A 17,988-nucleotide genomic window follows, 5' to 3' on the forward strand; every position below is an offset into this window, starting at 1 on the left:
GAGGGACATCGACATGGCAAAAGTACTGGTATTCATCGACAACCCGGGCGCATCGCTCAAGAAGAGCAGCCTTGAGCTGCTGACCCTGGCGCGCTCCCTGGGCGGAAGCACCGTGGCGCTCAATGGGGATCTTTCCGACGGCGTCGCCGCCACCTTCGCCGAGTATGGCGTGGAAAGCATCCTGCGCCCGTCGGCCCAGGACCTGGATGACTTCCTGGTTGCACCCAAGGCTGCCTACGTGGCCGCCGCGGCCGAGGCCAGCGGTGCCGGCATCGTGCTGCTGGACAACTCGCCGGAAGGCAAGGAGATCGCCGCACGCGTAGGTATCCGGTTGAACGCAGGTGTGATCACCGACGTCGTCGCCGTAGACCCCGACGGCACTGCTCACAAGTCCGTCCTGGCCGGCTCCTACAACACCGCCTGCAAGGCCAGCACTGCAGTTTCCGTGCTGACCCTGAAGGCCAACAACGTCATCCCGGAACCTGCTTCTGCCCCCACCACCCCGGAATCGGCCACCGTGGAGGTCCCCGCCGTGGCTGCAGCCGCCCGGATCACGGCCCGCGAGCAGAAGGTGGCCAGCGGCCGGCCCGACCTGACGGACGCACGGATCGTGGTTGCCGGCGGACGCGGCATGGATGGCGACTTCGGCCCAGTGGAGGAGTTGGCCGATGCCCTCGGGGCCGCCGTGGGTGCCTCCCGTGCCGCCACGGACGCGGGCTGGATCAGCCACGATGCCCAGGTGGGACAGACGGGCAAGACCGTTTCGCCGCAGCTGTACATCTCCGCGGGGATCTCCGGCGCCATCCAGCAGAAAGCCGGGATGCAGACATCCCAGGTCATCGTCGCCGTCAACAAGGACGCCGAGTCCCCGGTCTTCGAAATTGCGGACTTCGGGATCATCGGTGACGTCTTCGATGTCCTTCCCCAGGCTGCGGCCGAGATCAAGAAGCGAAAAGGCTGAACCGTTGACTGCCTCCCTCGGGCAGGCAGGGAGCCCGTTCAACCCGGAAATACACCGGGTTGGGCGGGTGCTCTGTTTTGCGGCCCACCCTGACGACATCGACTTCGGCGCCGCCGGCACCATTGCCGCCTGGACGGCGGCCGGCGTGGAGGTCAGCTACTGCATCATGACCGACGGCGACGCGGGCGGCTTCGACCCCGCCCACCGCGCGGACATCATCGCCATGCGCGACGCCGAGCAGCGCCGCGCCGCAGAACTCGTGGGCGTCACCGATATCCACTACCTCCACCAGAGGGACGGGTACCTCGAACCCTCGCACGAGGTGGTGAAAGCGGTGGTGCGGCTGATCCGCGAACTCCGTCCCGACGTCGTGCTGGCCATGCATCCGGAACGGAACTGGCAGCGGCTCCAAAAGAGCCACCCCGACCACCTGGCCGTGGGGGAAGCCGTAACCCGCGCCGTGTATCCGGCGCTCGAGAACCCGTTCGCCTACCCGGAGCTGGCCGAAGCCGGCCTGGCAGCCTACAAGCTGCCATGGCTCTGGCTGTACGCCGGACCGGAGGAACGGGAAAACCACTTCGTGGACGTCACCGCCCATGTGGACGCGAAGCTGTCCGCCATCCACGTCCACGTCAGCCAGCACCCTGACGTGGACGCCATGGAAGCCACCGTCCGGCAAGGTATGCGGCTCAACGCCGCCCGGGCCGGGCTGCCGGACGGGCGCAGCGCGGAAGCCTTCCATGTGGTGGCGGTCAACGGGCCCGGGACGATCGCGGGTTTCTAGGGCAGCAAAGCGCCCCCGGTTCCTTCCATGGGAAGGGGCCGGGGGCGCTTTTTTTCACTTGATCGCCGCGTCAGGCTCCCAGCGGGGCTGCCGCCACAGTGGGCAGCGTGGGCGCCTTGGACCCGCCGGCCGGCTCAACGGTGATCCCCAGTGAGGCGGCCGAATGGATTCCCTGAACCACCGCGGGCTTGGACAGGGCCTGTTCGTCCATAAGCCCCTGCGACACCGGTGCGGAGCCGTCCTTGGGGATCAGCCACATCTGGTAGACCTTGCCGGCCGGGGGAGCGGGCACGTCGCTCATCTTCACCACGGCTGCGTCCTCCGACGCTGAAATCAGGAGGGTGGCCTTGCCGCCGCCCACAACATTCACGGAGGCCTCACGCAGGTCCCCGGCCCTGGCCACCTGGTTGACGGGATCGTTCTGGTCCGCCATGTAGGCGCCCACACCAACACCGCCCAGGGCGATGGCTGCGGCCGCCGCCACGCCGATGAGCCAGCGCCGGGCGCCGGACGGGCCGCGCCGTTCCTCCCGGCGCTTGCGGGCCTGCGCCAGTTCGTCACGGGCGTCCGGCCCGCCAGGGGTAATGTGAAGCGGTGTTGGAGCGCTGCTTCCGGCTGGTGCCGGCGCGCCTCCACCGGGCAGTCTGTCCTGCCCGGGGAACTGGGCAGGAAGCTGTGCGATGATCCGGTCAAACAGGTCCGACGGCGGTGCCTCCTCCACCCGGAAGGTGCGGGCCAGCGCCTCCCGGGACTGCCGGACGCGCTCGAAGAAGGCCTGGCGTTCCGCTTCCGGGGCCGCGGAGATATAGAGGTCAATGGCATCGCGTTCCTGGTCCGTGACCGCATCCAGGGCGTACAACTCGGCCAGGTCCACGGCGCGGCCTGAAGCCAGGTCCATTGCGACGGTGTCGCCGAAGGAACTCGAACCGCCGTTGCGGGCTTCATCCATTCCGCTCATCTCAACTCACCCCCAAACAGGTCTTCAATCGGATCAGTCCATCGCGGATGCGGGACTTGATGGTGGGCACCGCTGCATTCAGCCGTTCCGCGACCTCCCGGTAGGTGAGGCCGCCGTAGTAGGCCAGGCGCACGGATTCCTGCTGTGTTTCGGTCAGCGTCCCCAGGCAGCGGACCACAGCCTCAGCTTCCAGCCGGCTGCCCACTTCGTCGGACACGCTGTCGTGGTCGATGTCCTGCGTACTGGCCCCGTACCTGGCTTCCCTGTCGGTGGAAGACTGTGAGGACCGGACCTTGTCCACAGCCCGCCGGTGCGAGATGGTCATCAGCCAGGACAGCGGGCTCCCTGCCTGCGGATCGAACTTCGCCGCGTTCTGCCAGACCTGCAGGAAGACTTCCTGCGTGGTGTCTTCGCTGAGTTCGGGATCGATCAGGACGCGCCGTGCCATGCCGAAGACCCTGCGGGAGGTCAGCTGGTAAAACTCGGCAAAGGCCGCCTGGTCCCCGCGGGCAATGCCCGCCAGCAGGACCGAGAGGCGTTGGCTGAGGTCTGCAGGTGGGTCAGTCACCGCGGCGGAGCCCTCGGAATTTGGCGCGTTGGGAGTTTCCATTAATTCCAAGCATAAGTCTCCGGGCGGTGAATCCTCAGCAGTGCCGTTCCGGCTGCGGCCTGCCTGCCTGGATCCTGCCTCCAGTAGTGTCACCTGCCGCTCCTTGCTCCGCTCGAATGTCCTCAAGAGTCATTCGATGCCGGAGCGGGGGCGGATGGGCCAGCGGGTGAAGAATTTGCGCGGCCGGGTGGAACCGGTCCCGGTGAGGGGTTTCCTAAAGCCTGGCCCCGGCAAAGCCCTGCTGGCGCCAGGCCTCGTAGACGGCAATCGAGGCGGCGTTGGCGAGGTTCAGCGAACGAAGGGCCGGCAGCATGGGCAGGCGCACGGTAGCGGTCACGTGGGGATCGGTTTTCAGCTCTTCCGGGAGTCCCACCGATTCACGGCCGAACATCAGGACGTCGCCGGGGCGGTAGGTGATGTCGGTGTAGCTGGTGGTGCCGTCCGAGGTGAAGGCGTAGACGCGTTCGGGCTGAAGGTGCTGCCAGGCGTCGTCGATCGACTTGTGCACGGTGACGACGGCGAGGTCATGGTAATCGAGGCCTGCCCGGCGGAGTTTTGCGTCGGAGAAGTCGAAGCCCAGGGGTTCCACGAGGTGCAGTTCTGCGCCGGTGATGGCCGCAAGGCGGATGGCATTGCCGGTATTGCCGGGGATTTCTGGGGCATGGAATAGGATGCGGAACACCTCCCCATCCTAGCCATCCATGCTCAGTGCATGCCGCGCAGCAGCCTGGCGAGGACCGGGACGTTCACCGTGTTGGGGGCCGGGCCTGATGCCAGGAATTCCTTCAAGCCGCGAACCATGCCCGCCGCGTTGACGATTTGCACAGTTTCCAGCGCGCCCGCTGGACGCCGGTGGTGGTCGATCACGGGCTCATGGAGGTTGCCGTCCGGGCTGTGCACCACAGTCCAGCCGGTGACATTCAGTTCAGGGAAGATGTCCTGCATGGCCCATACCACCCGGGCGAGCTGCGGCGGCGCCACCGCGCGGCCGCCGTGGTTGAGCGTCCGGCCGTCCCAGGCATAGGCGCCCTTGGGCAGGAGCATGGAGTTCACCAGGGCCAGCCGGTAGCCGGACAGGACCGCGTGGTCGATGTGATTGTTGTCGGCGGGCGACTGCAGGCCGTTGATGAGCCGGGCGGCCGGAATGGTCGGCAGCACCTGCCGGGTCAGCAGCTGCACGGTGCGCATTTCGCGCTGGATGCGGGCTTCGGCGCCAAAGATCCCCCGTTTCCGCGGCATGCCATGCACCTGTTGGCGCGCTTGGGCAAGGGGAATAAGCGGGACGTCGGAGTTCTCTGTCCCGTACGGCGGAACGTAGACCGGCGGGTCTCCCGCAGTGTTCCTGCCGTTGTCCGGCCTGCGGACGGTGGCAGAAGCCCGGCTTCCGGCGGCGGGCGCATCAAAGTGGGCGCCGTTGTCGGCCGGCATGCTGCGGGCCGGAGCGGCGCCGTAGGTGCGGTCGTAGGCTTTCCGGCGCTGTGGATCGATGAGGGTCTCGTAAGCAGCGGTCACGCGGCGGAAGGTTGCAGCATCGCCTCCGTGGTCCGGGTGGGCCGTCCTGGCAGCGCGCCGGTAAGCCACCTTGATTTCCTTGTCGGTGGCGGTGACGGCCACGCGAAGGACCTGGTAGTGGGAGCTGCTGCTCTCGGTCAAGATGTTCCTTTTCTTAATGCGCGGCTTCTTCAAATTCTCCGCAGGGGAAGGAAAGTGCCCGCCCAGTTTAGCCAGCACAGTCCAGCTGGCACGGATGGCGGCCTGCCGTAACAACGAATGCCCTGGGCTTCCGGGTTCCCGGGGGATGCCGTCTAGACTCGTGCTGCGCGGCCGGACAGCGGCGGCGGGGGTGCAACGGAGTGGAGATGGATATGCCGACGACGGCGGGGCGGGCCGGAAGGGCAGGGAACCGGGCGGTGCTGCTCGCCGCTGCCGGCCTGGGTTCGGTGCTGCTGGTCGCCTGCAGCGTGGACGTGCGGGATCCTTCCGTGACTGCGGCTCCTGCCGACACGCCCGTTGTATCCACGCCCACCATCACACCGGGATACGACGCCGCGGCAGTGGCGGGACGGGACCTGCCCTTTGCCGCCGGCGGCACCCTGGCGCCCGGGGTGCCGGTAGGCATTTCGGATGGGCTGAAAGACGCACCTGGCTGGAAGCTGGTCATGGAGAACGTGTCGGGCGCCAGCCAGTTCGCCAAAGCGGATGGGTGCCTTGTCGCCGCGAGGGTCAGTACAGGGCAGGGTCCGCTGGTACGCGGTGGGGACCGGGAATCGTCCGTCGCACTGTTCCAGTACCTTGATGCCACCATCCAGCCCTCGTATCTGAAGACCGAAACATTGCAGTGGGGCGGTACCCCTGATGCTCCCGGGAAGAACGTGGAAGTGCTGGCCCTTGAGCAGTCAGCTCCCGGCGGACGGTCCACTGCGGTGTTGGCAAGGGTTTTCGGGGCCGCGCAATCCTCGGCCTATATATCGGTGTCCTGCCCGGATCCGGCAACGCTTGCTTCCGCCCGCGGTGACGTGGTCCGCTACCTGCCATTGCTGCCGCCGTCTGCTTGAGGCTGCGCATGTTGCGGGCGGCTTCCTCGGCGCCGGGATCCCTTTGCAGAATCCCCGGTTTTCTAGGTCCGCGCGCGCAAAACCGCCGGCGGCTGGAGGGCTCAGCTGCCGGCGGGTCTTTGTGCAGTTAACGCCAGGCGCCGCATCGAGGGCAGCGCCGGGCGAATTCCCGCGAGATCACGCAGCGGCTCGGCTGTTTTCCATCGACAGGCGGTTAAGGGCCAGCGCGCCCACCAGCAGACCGAAGTCCCGCAGGGCCACGTCGTAGAAACTCCCGAGCAGCAGCAGGTTGATGATGATCCCTGCTAGCCAGGCCGCCACCAGCAGCGAGCCGTATTTCGGCCGGACCGCCACGACGATGCCGGCGATGATCTCCACAACGCCCACGATGTACATGAAGGTCTGGGGCGCCAGTGGTACGACGGCGGTGGCCTGGGGCGCCAGGTACACGGTCCAGTCAGTGAGGATGTTGGTGAACTTGTCCAAACCGAAAAGGATCGGTGCGACGGTAAAGACAGTGCGCAGCAGCAGGAACGCCTGCCTGGCCGCCGGCATGGCTGTTGCTGCGTTCCGGGCCTGCACTGCCGACGTTGATTTCATGGTGTTCTCCTTCTAAAAGTAGGTATGCCAATTTTAGAAAGGCAAGGTTCTATAATCAATAGATCCTGACTTTGGATTTGGATTGGTGGACATCATGTACCGACTTCCATGGGCTGACAGGATTGCTGCCGTAGCCTCGCTGACGGATGGCAAGAGGCTGCAGCTTTTCGAACTGGTGGCCGCAGCGCCAGGACCGCTGGGGCGGGACGAAGTGGCCGAGGCTACAGGCATGCCCCGCAGTACCGTCTCCTTTCATCTGGACAGACTGGTGCAGGACGGCTTGCTGGCCGTGGAGTTCCACAAGCCGGCCGGGAGAGCAGGGCCGGGGTCCGGCCGCCCCGCCAAGATGTATCGGCCGGTGGGAAGCGAGGTCAACGCGTCAGTACCGGACCGGAACTATGACCTCGCCGGGGAACTCATGGCGGCGGCGATCGAAACCTCCCAGGCCGGCGGCGCCCCCGTCGGTGAATCGCTCCGTGCGGCCGCCTTCCGGAAAGGCCGGGAGCTGGCAGAAGCAGCCGGCGGCCTGGAGGAATTCCTGGCCGAAGCCGGCTACCAGCCGGAGCAGGACGGTGAAGGCGGTTACCTGCTTCCCAACTGCCCGTTCCACCGGCTCTCACGGTCGCATGCGGCAGTGGTATGCGACATGAACGGCGCCTTCCTGCGTGGGGCCGCGGTGGGCTGTGGCAGTGCGGAAGAGCGCGTTGCCCCGGCTGCCGGGCCCGGTCATTGCTGCGCGAGGATCACCGCCGGGGACTGAGGGCTCCCGCCGAGGACGCAGCGGCAGGCCGCGATAGAATTGGGGGATGCCCGCGTACCTTGACCATGCCGCCACTACTCCGCTTTCGGCTGCGGCGCTCGCCGCCCTGACGCGTGAACTGGCGCGCACTGGCAACCCGTCCTCGCTGCATGGCTCCGGACGCCGGGCCCGCCGCGCCGTCGAGGATGCGCGCGAGGTCATCGCCGCGGCCGCAGGAGCCCATCCCTCGGAGGTCATTTTCACCTCCGGAGGCACAGAATCGGACAACCTTGCGGTAAAGGGCATGTACTGGTCCCGTGTGGCGGAAGACCCAAAGCGGCGCCGCATCCTCTGCTCCGCCGTCGAACATCACGCGGTGCTGGACACCGTGGGATGGCTTGAACGCCACGAAGGCGCTGAAGTGACCTGGCTGCCCGTGGACAGCGATGGCATCCTGGACCTCGACGCCCTCGAGGCCGAGCTTTCCCGGGACCCCGGCGCCGTAGCCCTGGTGACCGTGATGTGGGCCAACAACGAGGTGGGCACCATCCAGCCCATCCGCCGCGTGGTTGAACTGGCCCATGCCGCCGGCGTCCCGGTGCACTCGGACGCAGTCCAGGCTTTCGGATCGGTGCCCGTGCACTTCAGGGATTCGGGCCTGGATGCCATGTCCATCTCCGGACACAAGATCGGCGGCCCGGTGGGAGTGGGCGCACTCCTGCTGGGGCGTGCGGTCAAGCTGACACCGGTGCAGCACGGCGGCGGGCAGGAACGTGACGTCCGCTCCGGCACCCTGGACACGGCCTCCATCGCTGCCTTCGCTGCCGCCGCAGAGGCTGTCACCGCCGGATTGCAGACTGAAGCCCCGCGGATCGCCGCACTTCGTGACCGCCTGATCGCGGGCGTCAGTGAACGCGTCCCTGAAGCGGTCCTTCGCGGTGCACCGGCCGGCGGCCGGTTGCCGGGCAATGCGCATTTCACCTTCCCGGGCTGTGAGGGGGACTCGCTGCTGTTCCTCCTTGACCTGGCCGGCGTCGAATCTTCCACCGGTTCGGCCTGCACGGCCGGCGTGCCGCGGCCATCCCATGTGCTGCTGGCCATGGGCCTGGACGAGGAGACAGCGCGCGGAGCCCAGCGGTTCAGCCTGGGGCACGCGTCCACCGAGGCCGACGTCGATGCCCTGCTCGGAGCGCTGCCGGAGGCTTATGCGCGGGCACGCCAGGCCGGCATGGCCGGACACGAGTCCTCGATCCAGACAGCGGGAACCGTGGCGCGGCAGGCGCTGCGCGGGGTGTGAAGGCGCCGGCCCGTTTCCTTTACGCCTGGAGCATTTGTATCCGGTTCGCCGATTTGCCTGCCACCGTAGAATAGATAGGCGAAGATCGTTTCCGCCGCCGGCATATCCAGCCCGGCCCCGGAAGACACTGTCCCTCAACAGAAAGCCAGCATGCGAGTACTAGCAGCCATGAGCGGCGGAGTGGACTCCGCTGTTGCCGCCGCCCGCGCGGTGGAGGCCGGGCACGACGTCGTCGGCGTCCACCTTGCCCTTTCGCGCATGCCCGGCACCCTGCGCACGGGCAGCCGCGGCTGCTGCACCATCGAGGATTCCCGGGACGCCTGGCGTGCCTGCGACGTGCTGGGCATCCCTTACTACGTGTGGGATTTTTCCGAGCGCTTCAAGGAAGACGTCGTTCAGGACTTCATCGATGAGTACGCAGCCGGCAGGACGCCCAACCCCTGCATGCGCTGCAACGAACGCATCAAGTTCGCCGCCCTGCTGGAGAAGGCCATTGCCCTGGGCTTTGACGCCGTATGCACCGGCCACTACGCCAAGGTGATCGAAGACTCCGACGGCAACCGGGAGCTGCACCGCGCCGCGGACTGGGCCAAGGACCAGAGCTATGTACTTGGCGTCCTAACGCACGAACAGCTCAAGCACTCCATGTTCCCGCTGGCCGATACCCCGTCCAAGGCCGAGGTGCGTGCAGAAGCGGAGCGGCGGGGCCTGTCCGTGGCCAACAAGCCTGACAGCCATGACATCTGCTTCATTCCCGACGGCGATACAGCAGGTTGGCTTGCCGAAAAAATCGATATGACCAGCGGCGACATCGTGGATGAGACCGGCGCGAAGGTGGGGGAGCACCCCGGCGCCAACGCATTCACCGTCGGGCAGCGGCGCGGCCTCAAGCTTGGGACTCCTGCTGCCGACGGCAAGCCCCGGTTCGTCCTGGAAATCCGGCCCAAGGAAAACAAGGTGGTGGTGGGTCCCGAGGCGCTGCTGGCGATTGACGAGATCCGCGGCATCAAGGTTTCCTGGGCGGGACTTCCCATCGCCGAAGTGGAAACCGGAACTGAATTCGACTGCCACGCGCAGGTGCGCGCCCATGGGGATCCGGTCCCGGCCACTGCCTGGGTGGAGTCCGCCACCGAGGGCGCAGCAGGAAACCAGTTGGTGGTCCGGCTGGAGACGCCCCTGCGGGGCGTGGCCCCCGGCCAGACAGTGGTGCTGTACCAGGGCAGCCGGGTACTGGGCCAGGCCACCATCGACGCCGCCCGCTCGCTCCAGCGCGCCGCGCTTTAACCCGTAGCACCAAAGCACCGTCCCGGTTAACGCCGTGGCGCTGCTTTGGCGTGCAGCGGGTTCTTTTGAGGCGGGCTGCCTGCACCCGGCGTCCGCTCAGTGGGCGGGGGTACCAAAGAAATAAATTTTGTGTTTCAACTCACAGAATTGAGCGTCCTGAGGGCTGACTCTCTGATTGAATCTAGGGATCAGCACTGCGCGCCGGAGCAGGGGCCACATATGCCCATGCGTCCGGCACGCATGTACTCATCGGACAGAAAGTTCACAGATGATCAAGAGCACAACGGCCCTGCACCGCGCCATCGCGCTGGCAGGCATCTCCGCCCTGGCCCTGACAGCCTGCACCGGGCCATCGGGCGGCGGAGGCGGCGGAACGTCCACCGGCGGCAGCGCCGGCGGCGGTGCCATCACATTCGGAACAACGGACAAGGTCGTAACCCTCGACCCCGCCGGCTCCTATGACGCAGGTTCCTTCCTGGTGATGAACCAGGTGTACCCCTTCCTGATGAACTCCAAGCCCGGTGCGGCCGAGGTCAGCCCGGACATCGCGGAATCGGCCTCCTTCACGACGCCCACAGAGTTCACCGTCAAGCTGAAACCCAACCTGAAGTTTGCCAACGGCCACGCACTGACTGCCTCGGACGTGAAGTATTCCTACGACCGTGTGGTGAAGATCAACGACCCCAACGGACCCTCGTCCCTGCTGTCCAACCTCAAATCCGTCGAGGCCAAGGATGACACCACGGTGGTGTTCACCCTGAAGGCCGGCAACGACCAGGTGTTCCCCAGCGTCCTGGGCACCAACACGGGCCCGATCATCGATGAGGAGGTCTTCCCGGCCGACAAGGTGATGAGCGATGAGGACATCGTTTCCGGCAAGCCCTTCGCCGGCCCCTACACCATCGATTCCTACAAAAAGAACGAACTCGTCAGCCTCAAGAGCAACCCGGACTACAGCGGGCTGCTGGGCAAACCCTCCAATGACAGCGCCGTCATCAAGTACTACGCCGACTCCAACAACCTGAAGCTGGACGTCCAGGGCGGCAATATCGATGTTGCCGGCCGCAGCCTGACAGCAACCGACGCCGCCGACCTCGAGAAGGACTCCAAGGTCAAGGTCTACAAGGGCCCGGGTGGCGAGCTCCGGTACATCGTCTTCAACTTCGACACGATGCCCTTCGGCGCCAAGACGCCCGAAGCCAACCCCGCCAAGGCCCTTGCAGTGCGGCAGGCCATGGCTGACATCGTCGACCGCCAGGCCATCTCCGACCAGGTGTACAAGGGGACCTACGTGCCCGCATACTCGGTGGTCCCGGACGGCCTTCCCGGCGCAACCCAGCCGATGAAGGAAATGTACGGGGACGGCAGCGGCAAACCGAGCCTGGACAAGGCTAAGAAGGTCCTGGCAGACGCCGGAGTCACCGGTCCGGTCAACCTGAAGCTGCAGTACAACCCGGACCACTACGGCAAGTCCTCCGGTGACGAATACGCCATGGTCAAGGAACAGCTGGAGAAGTCAGGCCTGTTCACCGTGGACCTGCAGTCCACCGAATGGGTGACGTACTCCAAGGCCCGGACCGCAGACGCCTACCCGGTCTACCAGCTGGGCTGGTTCCCGGACTACTCCGACGCGGACAACTACCTCACGCCGTTCTTCATCCCCGGCAACTTCCTGAAGAACCACTACGAGAACCCGACCGTCACGGACCTGGTACAGAAGCAGCTCACCACGCCTGACAAGACCGAACGCCAGAAACTGCTTGGCGACGTCCAGACTGCGGTGGCGAAGGACCTTTCCACCCTGCCGCTCCTCCAGGGCTCCCAGCTGCTGGTGGCCGGGAAGGACATCAAGGGCGTCGAGAAGACCCTTGATCCCTCCTTCAAGACACGCCTTGGCGTCTTGTCCAGGTAAGCACTCCACCCCCATCGGGCTCTGACGGGCCGGAGGCGGGACGCCGCAACGGCGTCCCGCCTTTTGCCGGTCATCAGCCAGCACCGAGGGGACTGCTGGCTCCCGGTCACCACGAATCCAGGTACCGATGACAACTTTGATTGACGCGCCGCCCAGTGACGCGGACGCACTCCTTCCACCCAGGAAAAAGCAGGGAGGCGGAGGACTGGGCCAGTACATCCTGGTCCGCTTCCTGCTGATCTTCCCAACCATCCTCATCCTGGTCACCATGGTGTTCTTCCTCATGCGGATCACCGGCGACCCCATTACGGCTGCCATGGGCGGCCGGCTGCCCCCTGACCAGCTGCAGCAACGCATCCACGCGGCCGGCTACGACCGGCCGCTGATCGTGCAGTACTTCGAATACCTGGGCCAGCTGGCCACGGGCAACTTCGGCACCACCCTCTCGGACAACCGCAAGGTCACCGAGATGCTCACCACCTACGGTTCCGCCACGCTGGAGCTGTCCATCAACGCCCTCATCATCGCGCTGCTGGTAGGCATCCCGCTGGGCATGATCGCGGCCCAGCGCCGTGACCACCTGCCGGACGCAGTGCTCCGGGTCCTGGCCATCCTGTTCTATGCCACCCCGGTCTTCTTCGCGGGCATGCTGCTCAAGCTGGTGTTCTCTGTGTGGCTGGGCTGGCTTCCGGTGGCCGGCCGCGCGGGGACAAGGACGGAACTGTCCCTCACCGCGCTGGAGGCGCCCACCGGCATCTATTGGCTGGATGCCCTGCGCAGCGGGAACATGGCTGCCTTCAGCGATGTGATGTCCCACGCGGTCCTCCCGGCGGTGGCCCTGGGCTTCCTGACGGCAGGCGTCTTCCTGCGCCTGGTCCGGACCAACGTCATCGGCACCCTCGGCAAGGATTACGTCGAGGCAGGCCGTTCGCGCGGCGTCAGCGAGTTCCGGCTGGTGACCAAGCACGCCTACAAGCCGGCGCTGATCCCCATCATCACCGTGATGGGCCTGCAGATCGCTGTGATGCTTGGCGGCGCGGTGCTCACAGAGAAGACATTTGAGTGGAAGGGTCTTGGGTTCCAGCTGGCCAATTACCTCACGGCGCGCGACTTCGTGGCGGTCCAGGGCATTGTGGTGCTGCTGGCCGTCATCGTCGCCGTCACCAACTTCATCGTTGATATCATTGCCGCGCTGATCGACCCCCGCGTGAGGTACTGACATGACTGCAGAGACACCCCTGGAACCGGTCGCCAACCCGCGGGCCCCCTTCTTCCGGCGGCTGCCAGTGGTTTCCCACTTCAACAAGAGCGTCGGCCTGCAGCGCTTCATGCTGGTGGTGGGGCTCGTCCTCACCGGCATCTTCCTGCTCACCGCACTGACGGCACCGCTGCTGGCACCCTATGGCTTCGCGCAACTGTCGGATGCCGACGGGAGCTTCCCCACCCAGCAGGCACCCGGCGGCAAGCACCTCCTCGGCACCACCGTGGGCGGGTATGACGTACTGTCGCGCGTGATCTGGGGCACGCAGACAGCGCTGCTGGTCATCATCGTGGCCGTGGTCCTCTCCATCTTCGCCGGCGTCATCCTCGGCCTGGTGAGCGGCTACATCGGCGGATGGCTGGACCGGATCCTGGTCGTGGTGGCGGACGCGATCTACGCCTTCCCCTCGCTGCTCGTCGCAATCGTCATGGCAATCGTCATCAGCGGCGGTCAGTCCAGCCTGCTGGGCGGGATCCTGGCCGCCGCCATCTCCATCACGGTGGTGTTCATCCCGCAGTACTTCCGGGTGATCCGTGCCGAGACCATCCGCCTCAAAGCCGAACCCTTCGTCGAATCGGCCAAGGTGGTTGGTGCGTCCAACATCCGCATCATGACCCGGCACATCTACCGCAACGCCACCCGGACACTGCCGCTGATCTTCACGCTGAACGCGTCCGAATCCATCCTGACGCTGGCAGGCCTCGGTTTCCTCGGTTTCGGCATCGAGCCAAGTTCGGCTGCCGAATGGGGCTTTGACCTGAACAAGGCGCTCGCGGACACCACGTCAGGTATCTGGTGGACCGGCCTGTTCCCGGGCATCGCCATCGTCTGGACAGTCCTCGGGCTGACGCTGGTGGGGGAAAGCATCAACGACTTGAACGATCCGCGCCTCCGCGGCCGCAGGCGGACCGGTGGCGGCAGTTCACCAGCACCAGTGACCACCGAGGCCCTCGGCGCAGAAGTGAGGACGTCATGACCATCAACATTGATCCTTCGCCCAACCAAGGCACTGACAGCGGCCGGCGGGTTCTTGACATCAACCACCTCAAGGTCACGTTCGCCACCGACGTCGGTGATGTCCCGGCAGTGAAGGACGTCAGCCTCGACGTCAGGAAAGGCGAGGTCCTGGCCATCGTGGGCGAGTCAGGCTCGGGTAAGACGGTGACCGCCAAAACCATCCTGGGTTTGCTGCCCGAAACCGCCAGCAGCTCCGGCACGGTCCTGATCAACGGCGCCGACGTCATCAGCGTGAGCGCCGCCAGGCTGCGCCAGATCCGCGGCCGGGACGTCGCCATGGTGTTCCAGGAACCGTCCACCGCGCTGAACCCGGTGTTCACGGTGGGCTGGCAAATCGCGGAGGGCATCCGCGCCCATGCGGCCAGCGAGGGCGCTAAGCGCGTTTCGAAGAAGGAAGCCAAAGCGCGGGCCATCGACGCGCTCCGAAAAGTGGGGATCCCTGATCCCGAACACCGCGTCAACTACTACCCGCACCAGTTTTCAGGCGGGCAAAAGCAGCGTGTGGTGATCGCCGCGGCGCTGGCCCTGAACCCTGGACTCATTGTGGCCGACGAGCCCACCACCGCCCTGGACGTCACAGTCCAGGCCGAGATCCTGGAGCTGCTGCGGGACCTGCGCGACAAGTACGGAACATCGATCGTCCTGATCACTCACAACATGGGCGTGGTGGCTGACCTGGCGGACCGCGTGGTGGTGATGTACCAGGGCGACATTGTGGAGGAGGCCGCGGCGAAGACCTTGTTCGCTGAACCTCGGCAGGAGTACACCCGCAACCTCCTTGCTGCCGTGCCGCACCTGGGCCGCAACTCGGCGTCGGAGGGCCTTACCGAACGGCCCCACCAGGACGAGGAAATCCTGGTAGCTGCCGACAACCTGGTGATCGAGTATCCGGGACGGCTCGGCACGCCCGCGTTCAAAGCCGTGGATGGGGTCAGCTTCACCTTGTCCAGGGGTGAAGTGTTCGGTCTGGTCGGTGAATCGGGATCCGGCAAGACCACCATCGGGAGGGCCATCGCCGGGCTTAACCGGACTACCGGGGGGAGCCTCAAAGTGCTGGGCTATGAGATGCTCAACCTTCGGGAACGCACCTTCAAGCCGCTCCGGAAGGACATCGGCTTCGTGTTCCAGGACCCGGCCGCGTCGTTCAACCCGCAGCTGACCATTGGCGAGTGCATCGCCGAGCCGATGCTCATCCATACCAGGCCAAGCGATGCCCAGGCGCGCAAACGCGTCGGTGAGCTGCTGGAATCCGTCCAGTTGCCGGCCTCGTACGCGGGCCGGTATCCGCACGAACTGTCCGGCGGCCAACGGCAGCGGGCGTCACTGGCGCGGGCGTTGAGCCTGAACCCCCGGCTGCTGATAGCGGACGAGCCGACGTCGGCCCTGGACGTTTCGGTCCAGGCAAAGGTCCTCGAGCTGTTCCGGGACATCCAGGAGGAGTTTGGATTCGGCTGCCTGTTCATCAGCCACGATCTGGCCGTGGTGGACATCCTGTCCTCCTGGGTGGGCGTCCTGTACAAAGGCAAGATGGTGGAGCAGGGGATCGGCAGCCAGATCATGGGAAACCCGCAGCATGACTACACGCGCCGGCTGATCGCCTCCCTGCCCGTGCCTGACCCGGCCGAACAGGCCAAACGGCGGGAGGAGCACCGGGCGCTCCTGGGAATCTGACCCCGGAGGACAACTTCCCGCTGTGAAGCGCCGGAGCCGGCGAACGGCCGGCACCGGCGCTTCACACCCGCGTCGATTCCATCGGCTCCCATAGACTGGAACCATGACGCAGCACAACCCCACCTCTCCCGGCTCCGACGATTTTGATCCATCCGCCAGCTCACTGGCAGGCCACGTGGACGATTCGGTGATGGCTGAACTGCTGTCCATCCGTTCCAGCATCGACAACATCGATGCCACCCTGGTGTACCTCCTCGCCGAGCGCTTCAAGGCAACGCAAAAAGTGGGCTTCCTGAAGGCAACGCACCGCCTCCCGGCCGGTGATCCGGGACGTGAAGCGGCCCAGATTGCACGGCTGCGCCGCCTCGCCGAGGACGCCCACCTTGACCCGGCATTCGCGGAGAAGTTCCTCAACTTCATCATCGGCGAGGTCATCCGCCATCACGAGGCCATCGCCGAAGACCACCAGGCCTCGTCCGGCCAGCAGCCGCAGACCTCCGCACTGGCGTGAGCCGGGAACAGCACCAACCGGATCCTGGCCGGCGTCCGGCCGTTGCCCCTGTCAAGGAAGCCGCAGCCAAGGAAGTGACGGCCACCGGCCTGGGTCCATGGCCCGGCGATGACCCGCTCGAAGCCGCCCGGATCATCCGTGGCGAACTGGGCAGTCCGCATCTGCCATTCCTTGCCGAACTGCCTGACCGTGGCGTGGGTTCGGACGCCGTGGGCCGCACCGCCGCGCTGCTGGAAGAGCTGGCGGTGGATGTCCAGCCATACGGATGGCGGCTGGTTGACCGCCCCGGCAAGGACATGCAACGGGCAGCGTCTGCACTGTCCACCGACCTGAACGTCCTCGCCGATGTGGCCGGAGCCGAGGACGTATCCGCCGGTGAACTGAAGGTGCAGCTGGTGGGGCCGCTCAGCCTGGCCGCCGGCCTGCATCTGCATAATGGGGAGCGCGCGTTGCTGGATCACGGTGCCCGCCGGGATGTTGCGGCGTCCCTCGCCGCCGGAGTGGGCAGTTATCTTCGCCGGGTGGCTGCCGCGGTCCCGGGTGCCCGCCTGGTGGTCCAGGTGGACGAGCCCGATGTCGCCGCCGTGCTGGCCGGAACCATACCCACGTCCAGCGGATACCGTACCCTCCGCGCCGTGCCGGGATCGGAAGCACGCGAGTCCTGGCGCCTGGTCCTGGATGCCCTGCGCTCTGCCGGTGCAGCCGAGGTAGTCGTGTCATGCCCTGAAATCGAAGCGCCGATCGAGTTGGTGCTGGCAGCCGGTGCGGACGGCATCGCGCTGCCTCTTAAGGCATTGACAAACCGGCAGTGGGAGCATGTTGCCGCCGCGGTGGAGGGAGGCAAACAGTTTTGGGCGGGTGCGCTGGACGTGCCTGCCGCCGGTTCGCTGCCCCGGGTTGCCGACTGCGTTCAATCGGTATGGCGTCCATGGCGCCAGCTGGGTCTTCCGCCGTCGCTGCTTGGCGCCATCCGGGTGACCCCGGCAGCCGGACTGGCAGAGCACTCACCGGCACAGGCCACTGCCGTCCTGGGCAGGCTTAACCAGGTGGCCGACGGCCTGAACCAACAGGCGCTGGGATAGGGCTACACCCTGTTCTCCCAGCGGTCCGGCTGGGCGTAGCGGGGCAGGTAGCTTTGGGCGGAGCTTCTGCCGGTATAGGGGCGGAGCCGGTAATCAAAGGCTCCGGCGTACACCAGGACCAGTCCGATTTGGGGCTGGATGACCTTCACCTGGATGCGGTGCCGGCCGTTGCTGCCCTCAGCAGGATCCCACCACTGTTCGGCGTAGGCTTTGGCGTCCAGGGCTGCCGGAAGCGGGACCCGGAGCGGGCCAAGGAAAAGCCGCGATGCCTCTGACACGCCGCGCAGCTTACCTTCCGCAGTCACGCTCAAGTTAAGGTCGGTCACCAGCCGCCGGTAGCGTCCAACGTAGTCCACCAGCTGGGTGCTGCCACCCCGGTTGGTGGCGCTGGTGGTGTCCTGGAAAAGTCGCGTGCGTTCCGGGAAACGGATCTCCCGGCGGGCCGTGAGGCTGGATCGGCCGAACGGATCCTGGTGCGCGTGGTTCTCGATCCGGAACGGGACGTTTTCCCCATACTCGGGGAAAAAGGCCTCTTCACCCCCGGTGAGCCGCAGCAAAGGGCGCAGCCAGCGCTGGCGGCAGCCCACGACGTCGAACGTTCCTTCCCCTACGCCGTACTGCCCGGATCCCGGGACCAGCGAGAAGTACTCCTGCAGTTCCGGCTGCAGCCGGGAGAATTCCCCGCCCAGGGCCTGCTGGTAGATCGGGACGTTCATGGGTGGACCTCCTGTTGGCTGTGGAATGAC

The 17,988-nt window shown here is 66.1% G+C and carries 18 protein-coding genes; 12 read left to right on the top strand and 6 right to left on the bottom strand.

Features of this window, described 5'->3' with window-relative positions; genetic code table 11:
* Positions 1 to 13 precede the first annotated feature (13 nt).
* Positions 14 to 961, top strand: coding sequence for an electron transfer flavoprotein subunit alpha/FixB family protein (locus ASG86_RS12865; RefSeq protein WP_056334768.1), 948 nt, complete (start codon positions 14 to 16; stop codon positions 959 to 961).
* 4 nt (positions 962 to 965) lie between these two features.
* Complete coding sequence (locus ASG86_RS12870; RefSeq protein WP_056334773.1) at positions 966 to 1,745, top strand: PIG-L deacetylase family protein; 780 nt, start codon at positions 966 to 968, stop codon at positions 1,743 to 1,745.
* A gap of 70 nt (positions 1,746 to 1,815) precedes the next feature.
* Here ASG86_RS12870 and ASG86_RS12875 read toward each other — a convergent pair whose 3' ends face one another.
* From ASG86_RS12875 to ASG86_RS12890, 4 genes are all read right to left on the bottom strand, one after another.
* Complete coding sequence (locus ASG86_RS12875) at positions 1,816 to 2,694, bottom strand: anti-sigma factor (protein WP_056335501.1); 879 nt, start codon at positions 2,692 to 2,694, stop codon at positions 1,816 to 1,818.
* A gap of 10 nt (positions 2,695 to 2,704) precedes the next feature.
* Complete coding sequence (locus tag ASG86_RS12880; RefSeq protein WP_056334776.1) at positions 2,705 to 3,313, bottom strand: sigma-70 family RNA polymerase sigma factor; 609 nt, start codon at positions 3,311 to 3,313, stop codon at positions 2,705 to 2,707.
* 214 nt (positions 3,314 to 3,527) lie between these two features.
* Positions 3,528 to 3,995 carry a tRNA (cytidine(34)-2'-O)-methyltransferase gene (locus ASG86_RS12885; RefSeq protein WP_056334779.1) on the bottom strand — a complete coding sequence of 156 codons (468 nt, stop codon included), beginning with the start codon at positions 3,993 to 3,995 and terminating at the stop codon, positions 3,528 to 3,530.
* Positions 3,996 to 4,018: 23 nt separating this feature from the next.
* Complete coding sequence (locus tag ASG86_RS12890) at positions 4,019 to 4,966, bottom strand: J domain-containing protein (RefSeq protein WP_056334781.1); 948 nt, start codon at positions 4,964 to 4,966, stop codon at positions 4,019 to 4,021.
* Between the two features lie 206 nt (positions 4,967 to 5,172).
* Here ASG86_RS12890 and ASG86_RS12895 point away from each other — a divergent pair, with 206 nt between their 5' ends.
* Complete coding sequence (locus tag ASG86_RS12895) at positions 5,173 to 5,868, top strand: hypothetical protein (RefSeq protein WP_082566782.1); 696 nt, start codon at positions 5,173 to 5,175, stop codon at positions 5,866 to 5,868.
* A gap of 177 nt (positions 5,869 to 6,045) precedes the next feature.
* On the opposite strand, the gene ASG86_RS12900 is transcribed toward ASG86_RS12895, so the two are convergent.
* Complete coding sequence (locus ASG86_RS12900) at positions 6,046 to 6,468, bottom strand: hypothetical protein (RefSeq protein ID WP_056334784.1); 423 nt, start codon at positions 6,466 to 6,468, stop codon at positions 6,046 to 6,048.
* Between the two features lie 94 nt (positions 6,469 to 6,562).
* On the opposite strand from ASG86_RS12900, the gene ASG86_RS12905 reads away from it, so the two are divergent.
* The 9 genes from ASG86_RS12905 to ASG86_RS12945 all read left to right on the top strand — a co-directional run bounded on the left by ASG86_RS12905 (position 6,563) and on the right by ASG86_RS12945 (position 17,242).
* Positions 6,563 to 7,228 (top strand): helix-turn-helix transcriptional regulator, encoded by a 666-nt coding sequence (locus ASG86_RS12905; protein ID WP_056335507.1) that lies wholly within the window; start codon positions 6,563 to 6,565, stop codon positions 7,226 to 7,228.
* Between the two features lie 46 nt (positions 7,229 to 7,274).
* Positions 7,275 to 8,504 carry a cysteine desulfurase family protein gene (locus tag ASG86_RS12910; protein WP_056334787.1) on the top strand — a complete coding sequence of 410 codons (1,230 nt, stop codon included), beginning with the start codon at positions 7,275 to 7,277 and terminating at the stop codon, positions 8,502 to 8,504.
* Between the two features lie 150 nt (positions 8,505 to 8,654).
* Positions 8,655 to 9,788, top strand: coding sequence for a tRNA 2-thiouridine(34) synthase MnmA (gene mnmA, locus ASG86_RS12915; protein WP_082566783.1), 1,134 nt, complete (start codon positions 8,655 to 8,657; stop codon positions 9,786 to 9,788).
* A gap of 268 nt (positions 9,789 to 10,056) precedes the next feature.
* On the top strand, positions 10,057 to 11,700 hold the full coding sequence (locus ASG86_RS12920) for an ABC transporter substrate-binding protein (protein ID WP_056334794.1): 1,644 nt from the start codon (positions 10,057 to 10,059) through the stop codon (positions 11,698 to 11,700).
* Positions 11,701 to 11,827: 127 nt separating this feature from the next.
* A complete protein-coding gene (locus ASG86_RS12925; protein WP_056334795.1) occupies positions 11,828 to 12,919 on the top strand; it encodes an ABC transporter permease in 1,092 nt (363 codons plus the stop codon).
* 1 nt (position 12,920) lies between these two features.
* Complete coding sequence (locus tag ASG86_RS12930; RefSeq protein ID WP_056334798.1) at positions 12,921 to 13,937, top strand: ABC transporter permease; 1,017 nt, start codon at positions 12,921 to 12,923, stop codon at positions 13,935 to 13,937.
* Positions 13,934 to 15,649, top strand: coding sequence for an ABC transporter ATP-binding protein (locus ASG86_RS12935; RefSeq protein WP_056334801.1), 1,716 nt, complete (start codon positions 13,934 to 13,936; stop codon positions 15,647 to 15,649). Before ASG86_RS12930 ends, ASG86_RS12935 begins: the two co-directional genes overlap by 4 nt.
* Before the next feature lie 103 nt (positions 15,650 to 15,752).
* Positions 15,753 to 16,160, top strand: a complete 408-nt coding sequence (locus ASG86_RS12940; protein WP_056334802.1) for a chorismate mutase — start codon at positions 15,753 to 15,755, stop codon at positions 16,158 to 16,160.
* A gap of 74 nt (positions 16,161 to 16,234) precedes the next feature.
* Entirely contained in the window at positions 16,235 to 17,242 is a 1,008-nt protein-coding gene (locus tag ASG86_RS12945) for a hypothetical protein (RefSeq protein WP_056335508.1), read from the top strand.
* A 2-nt stretch (positions 17,243 to 17,244) separates the two neighbouring features.
* Here the strand turns inward: ASG86_RS12945 and ASG86_RS12950 are convergent, their stop codons facing one another.
* On the bottom strand, positions 17,245 to 17,958 hold the full coding sequence (locus ASG86_RS12950; protein ID WP_056334805.1) for a DUF4166 domain-containing protein: 714 nt from the start codon (positions 17,956 to 17,958) through the stop codon (positions 17,245 to 17,247).
* Positions 17,959 to 17,988: the final 30 nt, after the last annotated feature.

The sequence above is a fragment of the Arthrobacter sp. Soil764 genome (assembly GCF_001428075.1).
Lineage (GTDB): Bacteria > Actinomycetota > Actinomycetes > Actinomycetales > Micrococcaceae > Arthrobacter.